11 protein-coding genes are annotated in these 15,347 nt (G+C 41.7%); 7 read left to right on the forward strand and 4 right to left on the reverse strand.

All coding sequences use genetic code 11. From position 1 onward, the window contains the following. Positions 1-6 precede the first annotated feature (6 nt). The 3 genes from ACFPIK_RS05520 (at position 7) to ACFPIK_RS05530 (ending at position 6,973) form a co-directional block, all read left to right on the forward strand. Positions 7-1,602, forward strand: coding sequence for a SulP family inorganic anion transporter (locus ACFPIK_RS05520; RefSeq protein WP_377913057.1), 1,596 nt, complete (start codon positions 7-9; stop codon positions 1,600-1,602). Positions 1,603-1,850: 248 nt separating this feature from the next. Continuing rightward, a complete protein-coding gene (locus tag ACFPIK_RS05525; protein WP_377913059.1) occupies positions 1,851-6,338 on the forward strand; it encodes a DUF7149 domain-containing protein in 4,488 nt (1,495 codons plus the stop codon). 32 nt (positions 6,339-6,370) lie between these two features. Further along, positions 6,371-6,973: an AbiU2 domain-containing protein gene (locus ACFPIK_RS05530; protein WP_377913061.1), complete on the forward strand. Its 603-nt coding sequence runs from the start codon at positions 6,371-6,373 to the stop codon at positions 6,971-6,973. A gap of 127 nt (positions 6,974-7,100) precedes the next feature. Here ACFPIK_RS05530 and ACFPIK_RS05535 read toward each other — a convergent pair whose 3' ends face one another. From ACFPIK_RS05535 to ACFPIK_RS05550, 4 genes are all read right to left on the reverse strand, one after another. Continuing rightward, positions 7,101-7,388, reverse strand: coding sequence for a hypothetical protein (locus ACFPIK_RS05535; protein ID WP_377913063.1), 288 nt, complete (start codon positions 7,386-7,388; stop codon positions 7,101-7,103). A 4-nt stretch (positions 7,389-7,392) separates the two neighbouring features. Continuing rightward, positions 7,393-8,352 carry a hypothetical protein gene (locus ACFPIK_RS05540; protein WP_377913064.1) on the reverse strand — a complete coding sequence of 320 codons (960 nt, stop codon included), beginning with the start codon at positions 8,350-8,352 and terminating at the stop codon, positions 7,393-7,395. 468 nt (positions 8,353-8,820) lie between these two features. Further along, positions 8,821-9,072: a hypothetical protein gene (locus ACFPIK_RS05545; RefSeq protein WP_377913066.1), complete on the reverse strand. Its 252-nt coding sequence runs from the start codon at positions 9,070-9,072 to the stop codon at positions 8,821-8,823. A 151-nt stretch (positions 9,073-9,223) separates the two neighbouring features. Further along, on the reverse strand, positions 9,224-9,697 hold the full coding sequence (locus ACFPIK_RS05550; protein ID WP_377913068.1) for a hypothetical protein: 474 nt from the start codon (positions 9,695-9,697) through the stop codon (positions 9,224-9,226). A gap of 817 nt (positions 9,698-10,514) precedes the next feature. Here ACFPIK_RS05550 and tnpA point away from each other — a divergent pair. The 4 genes from tnpA (at position 10,515) to ACFPIK_RS05570 (ending at position 15,329) form a co-directional block, all read left to right on the forward strand. Further along, the gene (gene tnpA / locus ACFPIK_RS05555; RefSeq protein WP_377913070.1) at positions 10,515-10,961 is read left to right on the forward strand and encodes an IS200/IS605 family transposase; all 447 of its coding nucleotides are present in this window, start codon (positions 10,515-10,517) and stop codon (positions 10,959-10,961) included. A 603-nt stretch (positions 10,962-11,564) separates the two neighbouring features. Next, on the forward strand, positions 11,565-12,125 hold the full coding sequence (locus tag ACFPIK_RS05560; protein WP_377913072.1) for a TlpA family protein disulfide reductase: 561 nt from the start codon (positions 11,565-11,567) through the stop codon (positions 12,123-12,125). Further along, complete coding sequence (locus tag ACFPIK_RS05565) at positions 12,122-13,345, forward strand: hypothetical protein (RefSeq protein ID WP_377913074.1); 1,224 nt, start codon at positions 12,122-12,124, stop codon at positions 13,343-13,345. The genes ACFPIK_RS05560 and ACFPIK_RS05565 overlap by 4 nt, the downstream gene beginning before the upstream one ends. Before the next feature lie 247 nt (positions 13,346-13,592). Then, a complete protein-coding gene (locus ACFPIK_RS05570; protein ID WP_377913076.1) occupies positions 13,593-15,329 on the forward strand; it encodes a TrkH family potassium uptake protein in 1,737 nt (578 codons plus the stop codon). Positions 15,330-15,347: the final 18 nt, after the last annotated feature.

The following is a 15,347-nucleotide window of genomic DNA, read 5'->3' on the forward strand; positions in this document are numbered from 1 at the left end:
TCAACAATGAAAACAACATCAAAAATCCAAGTGCCCAAAGACGGTTGGGCCGGACTAAAAGAAAACTTCGCTGCAGATATGACTGCGGGTTTTGTGGTATTCCTTCTTGCCATGCCTTTGAGTTTGGGTATTGCCAAAGCTTCTGATTTTCCTCCCATCATGGGATTGATTACTGCCATCATCGGTGGGATGGTGGTGAGTTTGATTTCGGGTTCTAAACTGACGATCAAGGGTCCGGCAGCTGGACTGATCGTAGTCGTAGCAGGCGCAGTAGCTGATTTCGGAGGTGGGGAGATTGGCTGGAAGCTGGCACTTGGTGCGATGGTGGTGGCCGGTATCGTGCAGGTGGGTTTTGGCTTCTTGAAGCTGGGCAAACTAGCCGACATCTTCCCGCTGTCTGCCATTCACGGCATGCTGGCGGCGATTGGAATCATCATCATTGTAAAGCAAATCCCTGTGCTGCTGGATGTGAATCCAGAGCTGTACAAGGGATTGACCATTGTATCCATGATCACTTCGATTCCTACGTTCTTTGCCAACTTTGATCCTAGAGCGACGATGATCGGGGTTTACAGCTTGGCAATTATGTTGGGATGGCCTTACATCAAAGATTTCAAGCTCGGAAAAATCCCAGCTCCTCTGATGGTATTGATCGTAGCGATTCCTTCCGAATTGGCCATGGACTTTGCGCATACCGAACCCGCCTACGCCTTGCTTCATATTGGCAGCTTGACTGATAACCTGAATTTCAATGCTGACTTTTCTGGAATTGCCCAGTCCGGCGTGTTTATCAAGTATGTGATCATGTTTGCCTTGGTGGGTTCACTTGAGTCACTTTTGACCGTGAAAGCCATCGATCTGGCTGATCCTTTCCGCAGGAAATCAGACAACAACAAAGACCTCATCGCAGTAGGGGTGGGTAATACCCTAAGTGCCTTCTTGGGAGGCTTACCGATGATCTCAGAAGTGGCACGTAGCTCGGCCAATGTGAATCAGGGTGCAAAAACCCGCTGGGCCAATTTCTTCCATGGAATGTTTATCCTGGTGTTTGTTTTGGTAGCTACCCCAGTGATCGAGATGATCCCGAATGCTGCACTGGCGGCCATGTTGATTACCGTAGGCATCAAACTGGCCCATCCGAAGGAGTTTGTCAATACCTTCAAAATCGGTAAAGAGCAATTGGCGATCTTCCTGGTGACCATTGTCTTTACCCTGGTGGAAGATTTGCTGATCGGTATTGCAGCCGGTATTTTGCTCAAAGTAATCCTTCACCTGATCAATGGTGCTTCATTTAAAACATTGTTTAAGGCTCCGATTTTGGTTTCTTCCAATGGTAATAATTACCTCGTGGAGATCGAAGAAGCAGCGGTATTCTCTAATTTTCTCACCATCAAAAAGAAATTGGAGGAGATTCCTTCAGGATTTAACCTCACCATCGACTTGAAAAACACCAAGCTGGTGGATCACTCCGTCATGGAAAATCTACACCGATTCCAGCACGAGTACGAGGAAAATGGAGGTCATGTCAGCATCATCGGACTGGACAATCACAAGCCTGTATCTGACCATCACCTGGCAGCAAGAAAGCTGGTGGTGGAATAAAAAACACGATTAGATATAAGTTTTAGCCCCGGAGGTTTCCTTCGGGGGTATTTTTTGGGATGAAATGGAACTGCTTGATTGCTATTACATTTTTCATTCAAACCTTCTGAATTCCTTTTTCATTTCCTCCAATCCCATATCTTTAGGAATCAGTTTTCAATTGCCGAAATGAGTGAAAGACTCCGAAGTGACCAACCGTTGCCGAAGTGAGTGTCCTCACTCACTTCCAAGCAAAATCCCTTTTTTAAATGACCGACCAGCAACTTATCAAACCTAGAAAAGCCCTCAATCCGGCTTACCTCAAAGTAAAACCCAATCGCAGCGACATTGAGCGGTTTAAAAATCACCTCATCGCACTTTTAGATCAGTCCAATGACAAGGAGTCTGAAGAGTTTCATAAAAACCTCGTTTCTGACTTCCTCAAAAAGACCTGGTATGATCCCAATCACTTTATCAATACCAAAGGCAGAAATGACTTGGTCATCCACAATGGTCCAAAAGCCAATACCGAGGTTGGAGTTATCATCGAAGCCAAAAAGCCCACCAACAAAACAGAGATGCCTTCCAAAGGCAATCTCAATTCCAAGGCATTTCAGGAATTGATTCTCTACTACCTCAGAGAGCGGATTACCCATAAAAACAACTCCGTCCGACACCTCGTAGTGACCAATATCTACGAGTGGTACATTGTCGATGCCCTGCATTTTGACCGACTGTTTGCGCAAAACAAAAAGCTGGTACGAGACTTTGAAGAGTTTGAAGCAGGTAGATTGGCTGATACCAAGACAGATTTCTTTTATAAAAACGTCGCCGAACCCGAACTGGAAAAGGCTAAAGACAAAATCCCGTTTACCTTCTTTGATTTCAGGGAATACGACAAGCCGCTCCGCAATGCGGATAAAGCTGACGATGCCAAACTGATTGCCTTATTCAAGTTGCTTTCACCTGAGCACTTGCTCAAGCTTCCTTTTGCCAACGATTCCAATAGCCTCGATAAGCGCTTCTATGCCGAACTCCTGCACCTTATCGGACTGGAGGAAAAGAAAGACGGAGGCAAAAAGATCATCGGAAGACCTAAGAAAGAAGACCGTTTACCGGGTTCACTGTTAGAAAATACCATCAATCAGCTCAAAACCCTCGACCTTGTCTCTCGCCTCGATCGCCCCTCTCAATATGGCGATACCGAAGATGATCGCCTGTTTGCAGTAGGCCTCGAACTTTGCATTACTTGGGTCAATCGTATTCTGTTTCTGAAGCTTTTGGAGGCCCAATTGATCAGCTACAATAAAGGAAACCGTGATTTTGGATTTCTGTCTTCAGGCAAAATCTCCGATTACGATGAGCTAAACAGCCTCTTCTTTGGCGTTTTGGCCAAGCAGCTGCAAGACAGGGAAGAAGACCTCCAAGCTAAGTTTGCGCAGGTGCCATACCTCAATAGTTCCCTTTTTGAGGCCACTGAGATGGAGTATAAGACACTCTATATCTCCAACCTCAAAGATGACCGCACCATTCCGCTTCACAGTGGCACGGTACTCAAGGACAGTTCAGGCAAAAAACGCTCAGGGGAACTCAATACCCTCGAATACTTTTTCCGCTTTCTGGATGCGTATGATTTCAGTTCGGAAGGATCGGAAGAGATTCAGGAGGAAAACAAGACCCTGATCAATGCCTCTGTGCTCGGCCTGATTTTCGAAAAGATCAACGGCTACAAAGACGGTAGCTTCTTTACACCGGGCTTTATCACGATGTACATGTGCCGAGAGACGATCCGTCGAGCCGTGGTGCAGAAGTTTAACGAAGCCCTAAACACCCTCACCCCTAACCCCTCTCCCTCGAGGAGAGGGGAACAACCCCGAATTGAACTGCAGGGCCAGAAAATAAGCCCAGAACTTCTCGAACATGCTCGAGAGATGAGGAAAAATCAAACTCCTGCAGAGGAGTTTTTGTGGAATCTTCTTCGAAATAGAAGGTTCTTGGGATATAAGTTCAGGAGACAACATCCCGTAGCTCAGAAATACATCATCGATTTTTTCTGTGATGAATTGCGATTAGGGGTTGAATTGGATGGTGACTACCATTTAGCTCCTGACCAAAAAGAATATGACGAAGGAAGAACCTACGAATTAGAAGAGTTTGGAATCAAAATCATTCGATTCAGTAATGACGAAGTCCTTTGGGAAACTGAAAAAGTGCTTGAAACTATTCGTCAATGTACCGATCACCAATCCCCCCTCTCCTCTGGGAGAGGGGCTGGGGGTGAGGGCCTTTCTAACCAAGAAGCCCGAGCTGGCAATTTCTCGTCTCCTTTGGGAGAAGATACAGGGTTGAGGGAGTTAGAAAACTTCGATGATCTCTATGACCTAATTGGACCGGGAGGTAAGTTTTCTTATGCCGAAGCCAATGCCCTGATCAATTCCCTTAAAATTTGTGATCCTGCAGTGGGTTCTGGTCACTTCCTAGTATCGGCACTCAATGAAATCATTGCGGTCAAAAACGACCTTCGCATCCTACAGGACCGAAGCGGCAAGCGACTGAAGGAATATAGCGTCGCCGTGGTCAATGATGAACTGGTAGTCACTGACGAGGACGGAGAGCTCTTTGATTACAATCCCAACAATCCCGAAAGTCAGCGCATCCAAGAGACCCTCTTTCACGAGAAGCAGACCATCATCGAAAACTGCCTCTTCGGAGTCGATATCAACCCCAACTCGGTCAAGATCTGCCGACTCCGACTCTGGATAGAGCTGTTGAAATCGGCGTATTATAAAAATCCCTCTCTCCAAACCTCTCTCCCTCAGGGAGAGAGGCTTACCCTCCTCTCCATAGGAAGAGGAGCCGGGGGTGGCCGTTTCCCCTCTCCTTTGGGAGAGGGGGCAGGGGTGAGGGAATTAGAAACCCTCCCCAACATCGACATCAACATCAAGTGCGGCAACTCCCTTGTGTCCCGCTTCGCCCTCGATGCCGACCTAAGTCAGGCATTAAAAAGCATTAAATATTCGATTAATGAATACAGGGGATTTGTAACTGAGTATAGAAACGCTAGTAATAAAGATCATAAGCGTGGACTTGAATTAATATTGAAACAAATTAAGGAGAACTTTAAATCGAATGTCGATGATGGATTTAAAGAGAAAATCTCAAAGGCAAGGGCATTAGTAACAAAGCTTTTAACTCAAATAAATACTATGCAACAATGGGGAGAAAAAATTCCCCAATCCCTTAATAAAGAATTAGAAAAAGCTCTTGAAAAACAATCAGAACTTGAAAAAGAAAAAGCTGATATTCTTAATAATAAAATCTTCGAAAATGCATTTGAATGGCGCTTCGAATTCCCTGAGGTACTTAATGAATCAGGTGAATTTGTAGGGTTTGATGTGGTGATAGGGAATCCGCCCTATATGCGAGTTCAAGAAATTCAAAAGACCCAACCCCTTCAAAAGGCATATTATGAGTCAACCTACCAAAATGCTAGGGCAGCCTATGATTTAGCTAATATTTTCTTTGAATTAGCAGTAAATATTTCCTCCTCAAGTTCTTTTAATTCCTACATTTTTCCACATAAATTCTTCAATTCAGCTTCGGCGGAAGTTTTCAGAGACTACTTGAGGGAAGGAAAGTACATAGACAAGATTGCTCACTTTGGTGCAAACATGATATTTGAGGATGCAGATACCTATACCTGTGTAGCTCAATTCAGTAAGAACCCTAGTGAAGGTTTTTGGTTTCGGCGATTTTCTTATAAATCAGATTTTCAAACATTGATGAACCAAAGTAATTCGTTTGGTTTTATTACTTACGAACAGATTGAAATAGCTTCTAGGTTATATGGAGGTAATCAATGGATTTTATTTGACAATAGTCTAGGTATTCAATTGTTTTCCAAAATATATCAAGACTCTAAAAAATTGGAATCAGTATTAGAAGGAATATTTCAAGGTCTTGCAACAAGTAAGGATGACTTATATGTAGTAGATTGCATTGATAATGTGTCCTTTAAAATAATTGTTCCATTATCAGGAAAAAGCTATGATTTAGAGAGAGAATTCTTCAAGCCTTTTTTAATGGGGAAGGATGTTCAAAGATACTCTAGTTTAAATACAAATAAATTTGTTTTCTTTCCATATCGAATAACAAATGAATCAGCAGAGATAGTAGATATTATAGAACTTCGCGAAAACTATCCATTGACATATAACTATTTAATAGACCATGAAAAAGATTTTAAATCTAGAGAAAGTGGTAAAGCAGGAAAAATGAAGCATTGGTATGCTTACATCTATCCAAAAAACCTAAATAAATTTGAACAGCTAAAGTTGACATCTATGGAGATTTGTTCTATTCATCCGAACGTGACTCTAAATAATTCAAATTTATACCATACTACTAAAGCGTATAGTTGGGTTAAAAATGAAGATGCAACAGAGAGTTATGAATATTTATTGGCGCTTGCCAATTCAAAATTATTATGGTGGTTTCTTAAATTAACAGGTGATACACTTCAAGGAGATGCCAGAACATTTAAAACAAATTACTTGAATCCATTTCCTTTGCCAGAAACCCCTGATCCAAGAATTGAAAATGAAATAGAACAAAAAATTAATAAGATTTTAGAACTCAAAAAAGTCAACAATAACTCTGATACGAAAATACTAGAAAAGGAAATTGATGATCTTGTATTTGAATTGTATGGCTTGACAGAAGAGGAGAGGAAGATTGTGGAAGGGGGTGAGGGGTGAAAGAATTACCAAAAAGCAAAGAGTATTGTTTAATGGCTTTGAATTTATGCCATAGGTCTTTAACAGAATTAATAATAATTGCTGAGCAAAAAGAGAAAGGAAATAATTGTGTTTGCAATTCTGATACAATAAAATTTTACCAATTTACGCTCCATTATATGTTTGTACTTGAAATATGTAAATTATTAGAAGCGCGAAATATTTCAAAAGAAGCAAATTATGCTAGTTTGTATAGATTAAATATACAAGTACTGGAATCTATAGGTAATGACTATAAATCAAGCCATGACAGTATAAATAAAGAACTTAATGAAATATCAGAATCAAATTTATTTAAGAAGATTAAGGATTATCGACATAAAAAATTAGCACATAGTGACCGAAATCAAGAGTTTGGCCCATTAAATTTTAAAGGCTTTTCCAAAAATGAATTAAAAGACTGTAAACTTCTTTTAGAAAAGGTTACTGGTTTATTTAACTTGTGTATGAGTAAATATGAAAATGAATTTCATTTTCCTAAAATTTCAACAACATTTGGTTTCTTGACCAATTATGAGGATTATAGGAGTTATGCATTTCTAGATTATCGAAAATTTTTGAATTGGAAGACATTGAATGTTAGTGAACTCAAATAAATCATTAGCTCCAAGATATCATTAAAATTGTTAAAGAAAAACCCACATCCTTGCTTATGAATTATTTTGCCTGACTGAGGAGAAGATTAAGATTCTGGTACATTATAAAATAAAATAAACCCTAGTTTTAAAGTAGTTCTTTCTTTCTTAAAATTTCAATATACTTCTCTTCAGAAATAGAACAATCGACAAATTTAATAAATTCTTGCTTTGATAAACATATTTGTTTTGAGACTAATGAAATTAATGAGTCATTTAGATCTTGATTATTATGACTAAACTTTGTTCTAGCTCTGGTTAACTTACCATTATACCAAAATTCAACTCTTTTATGATCTTCAGATTTATTTTCGGTTTCCTTAAAACCTTTTTTTAAAAGAGCCTTTAAAGCTTTTTTACCATCGACTACAGCCATTATTTTAAACAATTATATTTAACAATTTTTTTATATTTAAAACATCAGAAGTCAATTTTTCGTCTTCAATTTCATTATAACGATTGTATATAAAATCAAACTCTTTAGAGAATTCTTGTTTTGCATTTTCTAAAGAATCTTCAAAAACGAATATTCCTAAATCTTCATTTTGTAAAAGTACTCCATCTTGCGTTATTTCAATTTCACAATAAATAGGATGGGATAATTTGTATCTTTTTATTTCAAAATCAATTTCTTCCAGTTTTATAATTGGTCTTTCTATACTTTCAAATAATTGAAGGACTTTTGGTTTGATTTTTTCTCCCTTTAATTCTACTAAAGCTAAAGAGGTTTTTGTTTCAATTATATCCGGATTTCTTTTAAAAGTTTCTTTGTTTGAAATTAATCTTTCTATTGTCGTATTGGAGATCTCTGAAATCTTTTTTAATTTATTTTTATTTCTTGAATAATAAAATTTTGCATCTTCATTTAAGATAATTCCTTTTATTATTGGATTAAAAATTTTAAATCTCTGGTCTGAATCATATTTTTCTGTGACTTTATTTAAAAAATTTTCATTTGTGTAATCTGATTCAATCACAGTCGATATAAAATCAGAATAAATGTTTTTTTTCCAGGCAATATTGTTTTTTATATTAGGTATTTGAAACGAAGTGTTTATCGTGTCTGGTGCGATATTTATTCCTAAGCTTTCAAATTTTAGATCTACAATCAATAGTTGATTTTCCTTGACTAAGGCTTCCTTTATCTTATTGTATTTCTTCTTTTCATTTTGAGTATTGATCCGGAAATATTCTGCTTCTACAAAGGCATTGTAGGATTGCTCAATCGATTTTAAAGTCTTTATGGCATCTTCCAATGCAACTGCCTTCCTAAATTTCGACTTAGATTCTAACTTAAAAAAAAGTGATAACTCCCTTAGAATTTCTAAATAATCGTTCATTTGCCTGAATTTTAAAAGTTCCCAATATTATTTGTTTTTATCCAATTAGAAAAATATCTGTTTATTCTTTTTCAATGCTTTCCCTCCCATCTGGGAGTAGAATCTTTGTCTAAGCGTAGATTGCATCTACGCTTTTTTATTTTTCTGGGTCCCGTATAGCTGTCGAGATGTAATTCCATTTTCCTAAAGCTATCCTTAGGATTGGGCTGAAGCCCGGAAACTAGGGTGATTGATCCTTTGCCTCCAGCTAAAGCAGGAGGCAATTCAATATTTCCCCATCTTAAGCAGGAGGTAATTCAATTTTCCCGATCTGAAGCAGGATGCAATTCAAATCTAGGGTTCTTCTATTTTGAATTGGAATGTGGGGTTAGCCCATTCAAACCTGAGGATTTTTGTGTCATGGGGCTTTAGCCCAATTCTATCTTTGGATATTGCTTCGATTGGGCGTTTGAGTTGGAGATTGCTTCGTCAGCGCTCGCAATGACGGGAGGGGGGACTTCCGAAGTACCCCCCTCCACTTCGGTACCCCATCTTTGGATCTTTTTGCTTTACACTTGGACCTTTTTGCTCCGACGTTCCACTTTTTTGCTCGCCGCTTGAGTCTATTTGCTTCAAGCTTCCGCTCTTTTGCTCGAAGCTTGGACCTTTTTGCTTCAAGCTTCCGTCGTTTTGCTCGAAGCTTGAGTCTTTTTGCTCCACGCTTAAGTCTTTTTGCTTCAAGCTTCCGTCTTTATGGTTGAAACTTGGCTCTTTTTAGCCCAAGCTTGCACCTTTTTGCTCCGCGCTTGGACTTACCCTGTCCTCCAAAAAGAAAGCCGAACCCAAAGGTTCGGCTTAGCTAGGAGAGATGTAAGCAACTTACTCATGTATGCTACTCTGGGGACTCATTGCCGGATCGGGCCTTCCGCTCAAACCGCTTTCGCAGGTCTTCGTAGATGGCCTTGGCATCCGGCGCATTGACTTTGGCGGCTTGCTTGACCGAGTTGTAGTAGCTCAGCGCGCTGACATAGGCCTCGGATCCTGCCATCATGGTGGTGTCGCTCAGCGTGTCCTCGATCTGGGTACACAGTCTCAGTAGGGGTAGCAATCCGCTGATGGCCTGCCAGTCCTTGTCAAACTCCTGCCTGTCCACAAAAGGAGGAAGAAACTGGGGCGCATCTGCTGCGTACTCGATAACCTTTGCGACGAAAGGTTCCGTGCCGTCACTCATCTTCGGAATGGTCTTCCGCTGCTCGGGAGTGAGGGCGATCACGTAAGGTGCCAAAATGCTCTGCACCTGCTGGAGTGCGGCTTTTGCCGCGGCGAGATCCGCTGTCGGGATCTGGATGGAAAGTCTGTTTTCCATAAAAATTTGAGTTTTGTAAAACAATAAATTAAACCAGTAAAAAAACTGTAGTAAAAGATAAGAAGGAGATTCTGAAAAAGCAAAGTTTAGTCAATATAGGAGGCTGAATTGGTGCAACGTATAGTTTTCAAAAAGAATCGCTCCAAGTGGGAGTAGGATGTTGGCAGTGGACTAAGCATGTGAAAAGGTATTCTCAGGTGTATTTTTTTTTGGAAAAAGATCCGAAGGTTCATCCATTTTCATAACCCTCGGCGACTGTAGGGAGCCGGGGGGGACGTACAAAGTCCACTCCAGAGCCCTTTAGGGGTGATTTTCCATTAAAAAATATCACCACTCCGTGGCTCATGAATGAAGTCCCTCTCTACCACGGGCTGCCACCCGTGGTTATGAAAAATCTGACTCCTTCGGAGCCTTACCTTGAATAGGTTTGTGGCTTTAGCCCAATTCTATCCCTTGGATCCCCAACAGCTGTCGGAATTTCTTTACACACAAGTTCAACCCCATTCGGGGTTGCCAAAACCAAACAAATCATCATTCATTTTCCCTAGGTTGCGGTTCGGCTACGCTCACCGACCCCACCTAGGGCTATTCAGAGGTTCGACCACTACGTGGTCTTTATCCCAAATTGATATTTTTTCGATTTCTGACCCCGAATGGGGTCAAACCTCTGAATAGCCGCGGGTGCAACCCGTGGAAAAAATGATATATAGTCAATGGATTTCCCGACCCTGAAAGGGTCGAACTCATTTCATCCTTGCCAGTTTTGAATTAATTCACGATTTTTAATCCATCATTTTTTGCACAAAATCAACCTGTTATGGCAACTCATACCCAACTTTTGTATCATTTTGTTTTCTCTACCAAATACCGGGAACCAACCATCGTATCTGATCAAAAAAAACGTCTTTTTGCCTACCTCCACCAGCTTCTGACTAATAAAAACTGCCATCTCTATCGCATCAATGGGGTTGAAGATAACTTGCATATTTTAACCCATCTCCATCCCACTATTTCCGTCTCCTCTTTAATCAAAGACATTAAGTTGGCCGCTGATGACTTTATAAAAAGCGAAAGCCTATTCCCAAAATTTAAGGGATGGCAGGATGGTTATGGCGCTTTTTCAGAGTCGATTAAGGAAAAAGGCCGATTGATCAATTATATCAAAAATCAAGAAGAGCATCATCGGAAAGTTTTATTTTTGGATGAATACAAGGCGCTTTTGAAAGAACATGATATTGAATTTGATGAAAAATATCTTTTGTAGTTTTTACCTCGAAATCCCTATCTGAGCGTAGACTAAGCGTTTGACTAAGCGTAGATTGCATCTAAGCTTTTATATTTTTCTAGATCCCGTACAGCTGTCGGGATGTAATTCCATTTTCCTAAAGCTTTCCTTAGGATTGGGCTAAAGCCCGGGAGCTAGGGTGATTGATCCTTTGCCTCCAGCTAAAGCAGGAGGTAATTCAATATTCCCCATCTGAAGCAGGAGGCAATTCAATATTCCCCAGCTGAAGCAGGAGGCAATTCAAATTTAGGGAGCTTCTATTTTGAATTGGAATGTGGGGTTAGCCCATTCAAACCTGAGGATTTTTGTTTCATGGGGCTTTAGCCCAATTCTATCCCTTGGATCCCGTGCAGCTGCCGGGATGTAATTCCCTTTTCCTCAAGTTCAATCTCCCGAAATCGATGCGCTCATGGGAGTCGAACTCCATTCTAATTTAAAAATCTATTTTCTGTTAATTCTCATAGCATTTGAGGTAGACGCTAGACACAATACCTTATCAGGGAATCTTCTTGATGAACAGAAAGCCTTCCTTTTTTGCCATATCGACTTTAATCTGCTATTTTCAGCGCAACTATACACCCAATGATTACCCCTACGCTTATAAATTTCCCCTTTTCCCAAAGGTTTACCTTTTCCCTTGTTCTTTGGATGGGTTTGGGATTCCTGCATTTTTCCTGCAAATCTCCTTCAACTGAACCTGCCGTGACGGAACTTTCTGCTGAATCTGTCAGCAACAGAAATCAACCTGCGGTATCTTTTGAAAACGTGGCGGGTGAGGAAATTGCACTCCATCCACAAAATAATCAATGGACGGTGCTGCATTTTTGGGCGACTTGGTGCAAACCCTGCCTGGCGGAATTTCCCGAATTGAAAAATGCCCTGCCTCGATTAGACACGGATAAGGTGGAGTTTTTACTTGCTACGGATGAGGAGTTGGATCAGATCGAAGCCTTTCAAAAGAAGCATCAAACCGGATTGGAGTTGATCCGGATGAGGTCGGGCGCTTTGGCAGATTTTGAAATTTATGCATTGCCGACCACGATTATTTTGGACAAAGACGGGAAGGAAGTCTACCGACATGCCGGCCAGCTTAAGTGGGCTGAAGTTGCCTCCATCGATCAACTTGTCGCCGAAAAGCCATGAGAAAGGTCGCTTTGATGGTTTGGATTTCCCTTGTTTTGGCTTCCTGTGCTCAGGAAAAGCCAAAAGTCTATGCAGTGAAGGAATTGGAATTTGCCGCAGGTGAGGGAGCCTCTCTTCCTGTCCTTTTTTCGGGTTCGGACTTGTTGATTTCCTGGGTGAGTAAACCTTCTGATTCCCTGGCAGTGCTCTCCTATGCACGCCTGAAGGATGGGGCATGGACCCAACCCGAACCGATCACCCAAGGTAAAAATTGGTTTGTGAATTGGGCTGATTTTCCAACTATCGTAGAAAACCAGGGGAGTTTGCTGAGTCATATTCTACAAAAATCTGCACCTGCGACCTTTTCCTACGATGTCAAGCTTAGTGTATTGCCGAAAGGGCAAACCGGCTGGATCAATGGCCTTCCCTTACATACAGACGCAACCCAAACGGAGCATGGCTTTGTGTCTGCGATAGCTTATACAGATTCCTCTTTCCTTGTTTCCTGGCTGGACGGTCGCAATACCGGCGGAAGCAGCCACGATCATTCGGGCCATGGCACAGGTGCCATGAGTATTCGTGCGGCTGAAGTAAGTCAAGATGGTCGGGTTCTTTGGGATGAGTTGCTCGACGCCAAAACCTGTGATTGTTGTCAGACAAGCAGTGCCTTGACGGCGTTGGGCCCTGTAGTCGTCTACCGTAATCGATCAGACAAGGAAATCCGGGACATCGCCATCACGCGACTCGTCGAGGGTAAATGGACTGAGCCGAGCGTGATCCACCCCGATGGATGGGAGATTGCAGGTTGTCCTGTCAATGGACCCAGAGTGGCTGCCAAGGGAAATACGGTATTGGTGGGTTGGTTTACTGCAGCAGGTGCTGCTCCCAAGGTTAAGTTTGCTTTTTCAGGAGATGCAGGGGCTACGTTCTCTACTCCCATTTCGTTGGATTCCGCGGGGATTATCGGCAGGGTAGATGTGGCCCTTTTGGACGATCGCTCCGGGATCGTTTCTTGGATGGAGACGAGAGGGGAACAAACCTTTCTGAGAGCTGCCCGAGTGGATCGAGACGGGAATATGGGTACTCCTTTGTCCATCACTGCAATAGACCCAAGTCGAAAGAGCGGTTTTCCCCAATTGGAACTCCATGGAGAAACGGTGTATTTTGCCTGGACAGAAGTGGGTGAAAAATCCACTCGCATTCGAACTGCATTTTTGCCCAAGGAGGCTTTTGAAGAATAAATTTTTTTCTACCGTTTAAGCTTTTCATGATTATCCGCTTTTCTACCAGTTACCCAATAAGATGAAGTTTGAAGACCGATTAGAGGTGCTGTGGACTGTCGTCTGTGGTCAGTCGACGAATATTCGCAATCTTTAGAGCCAATGACCTATCTAGTGGTTAGCTGGCGTGTATTCATGTTTTCAAATAATCTCGCTTTTTATTGCAAATGATTTTGAGATAGTGAACATTTGGTCAATGATTTTAGGTATGAAATGGCTTAGCCGATTGGCCCTAGGGATGAGTATTCTTGGTTTGTTTGCGTTGATCGCAGACTTTGGTTTCAACCAAAACTCCTTCTACCAGGATATTTTTGACGGGTTTTATTTCGTGGTATTGGGATTTGGGTTGATTTCAACTGTTTTGAGGTATTTTTCAAAGAAGATTTTACCCAAACGAAGCGTGCTGATCTTTGATTTTGCGTCGGTCGCCTTTACCCTGTGGGTGTTTTACCTTTACCTGTTTGTAGGTGTGCCTTTTGAGACAGATTTGATCTTGGAAAACCCCATTTGGGTGCAATTGGCCGTGTTGACCACCTTTATCAGGGAGGCCTCCGAAGTTCGGTTTAATTACAAGAGAGCAGTTTTGAATCCTGCGCAACTGTTCGTTTCCAGTTTTATCCTCATCATTTTGCTTGGAGCTTTTTTGTTGATGACTCCAAGAGCAACCGTGGGAGGTCTTTCGTTTGTGGATGCTTTGTTTACCTCGACGAGTGCGGTCTGTGTGACCGGACTGATTGTAGTGGATACGGGGAGTTACTTTACTGATTTTGGGCAGGTAGTAATCTTGCTGCTTATCCAAATTGGCGGCTTGGGTATTCTGACATTTGCCAGCTATTTCAGCTATTTTTTCAAGGGAGGTTCCACCTATGAAAACCAATTAGCGCTCAGTGACATGACCAATTCCAATAAGTTGGGAGAGGTTTTTTCCACCATCAAGTCCATCCTTTTGATCACCTTTGGAATCGAGCTGGTGTCAGCAATTCTTATTTATTCCAGTTTGGATTCGGCCTTTTTTCCTTCTGAGTCGAGGAAGATTTTCTTCGCGGTGTTTCATGCCATATCTGCCTTTTGCAATGCGGGCTTCTCTACACTTCCCAATGGACTCTACGAACTTGACTTTCGATTTAATTATTTTCTGCAAATCGTAATCATCTTGACCTTTGTGCTGGGAGGCCTTGGTTTTCCAATCGTGGACAATATCATTCGCTTCCTTCGATACAAATTGAGGACCTTGCTTTCCTTTGGAAGATTTAGAGCTCCTTATCGTCCTTGGGTACTCAACCTAAATAGCCGCATTACCCTGATTACTACGATCAGCATCACTGTGGTAGGCTTTTTGGCTTTTTTTGCCTTGGAGTACCACAATACCCTGTCTGAGCACCGAGGATTTGGCAAAGTCGTGACTGCTTTGTTTGGTGCAACTACGCCGAGGACGGCCGGGTTTAACACGATCGATATGTCGGCCATGCTTTTTCCGACGACGATGATCATTTTTCTCTTGATGTGGATTGGGGCTTCTCCGGCTTCCACAGGGGGCGGTATTAAGACAAGTACCTTTGCTATTGCGACGTTGAACATCATCAGCCTGGCAAGAGGGAAAAGCAAAATCGAATTGTATCGAAGGGAAATTGCAGATATCTCAGTGAGAAGGGCTTTTGCAACGATATCCTTGTCTCTGATTGTGATCGGGTTTGGGATCGTACTGATTTCGGTTTTTGACGAGGATAAAAGTTTGATTCAGATCGGATTTGAATGTTTTTCGGCCTTCAGTACCGTCGGTCTGAGCTTGGGGATTACAGCCGGCCTTTCTGATATGAGTAAGCTTATCCTGACTGTAGTCATGTTTATCGGTCGAGTCAGTATGCTTTCGCTGTTGATTGCCGTATTCAAAAAGGTGCGTTATAAAAATTACAGATATCCTGCAGAGGAGATAGTCATTAACTGATCGGGAAAACTTAAAGAA

Source organism: Algoriphagus aquatilis, from assembly GCF_042657405.1.
Classification (GTDB): Bacteria; Bacteroidota; Bacteroidia; order Cytophagales; family Cyclobacteriaceae; genus Algoriphagus; species Algoriphagus aquatilis.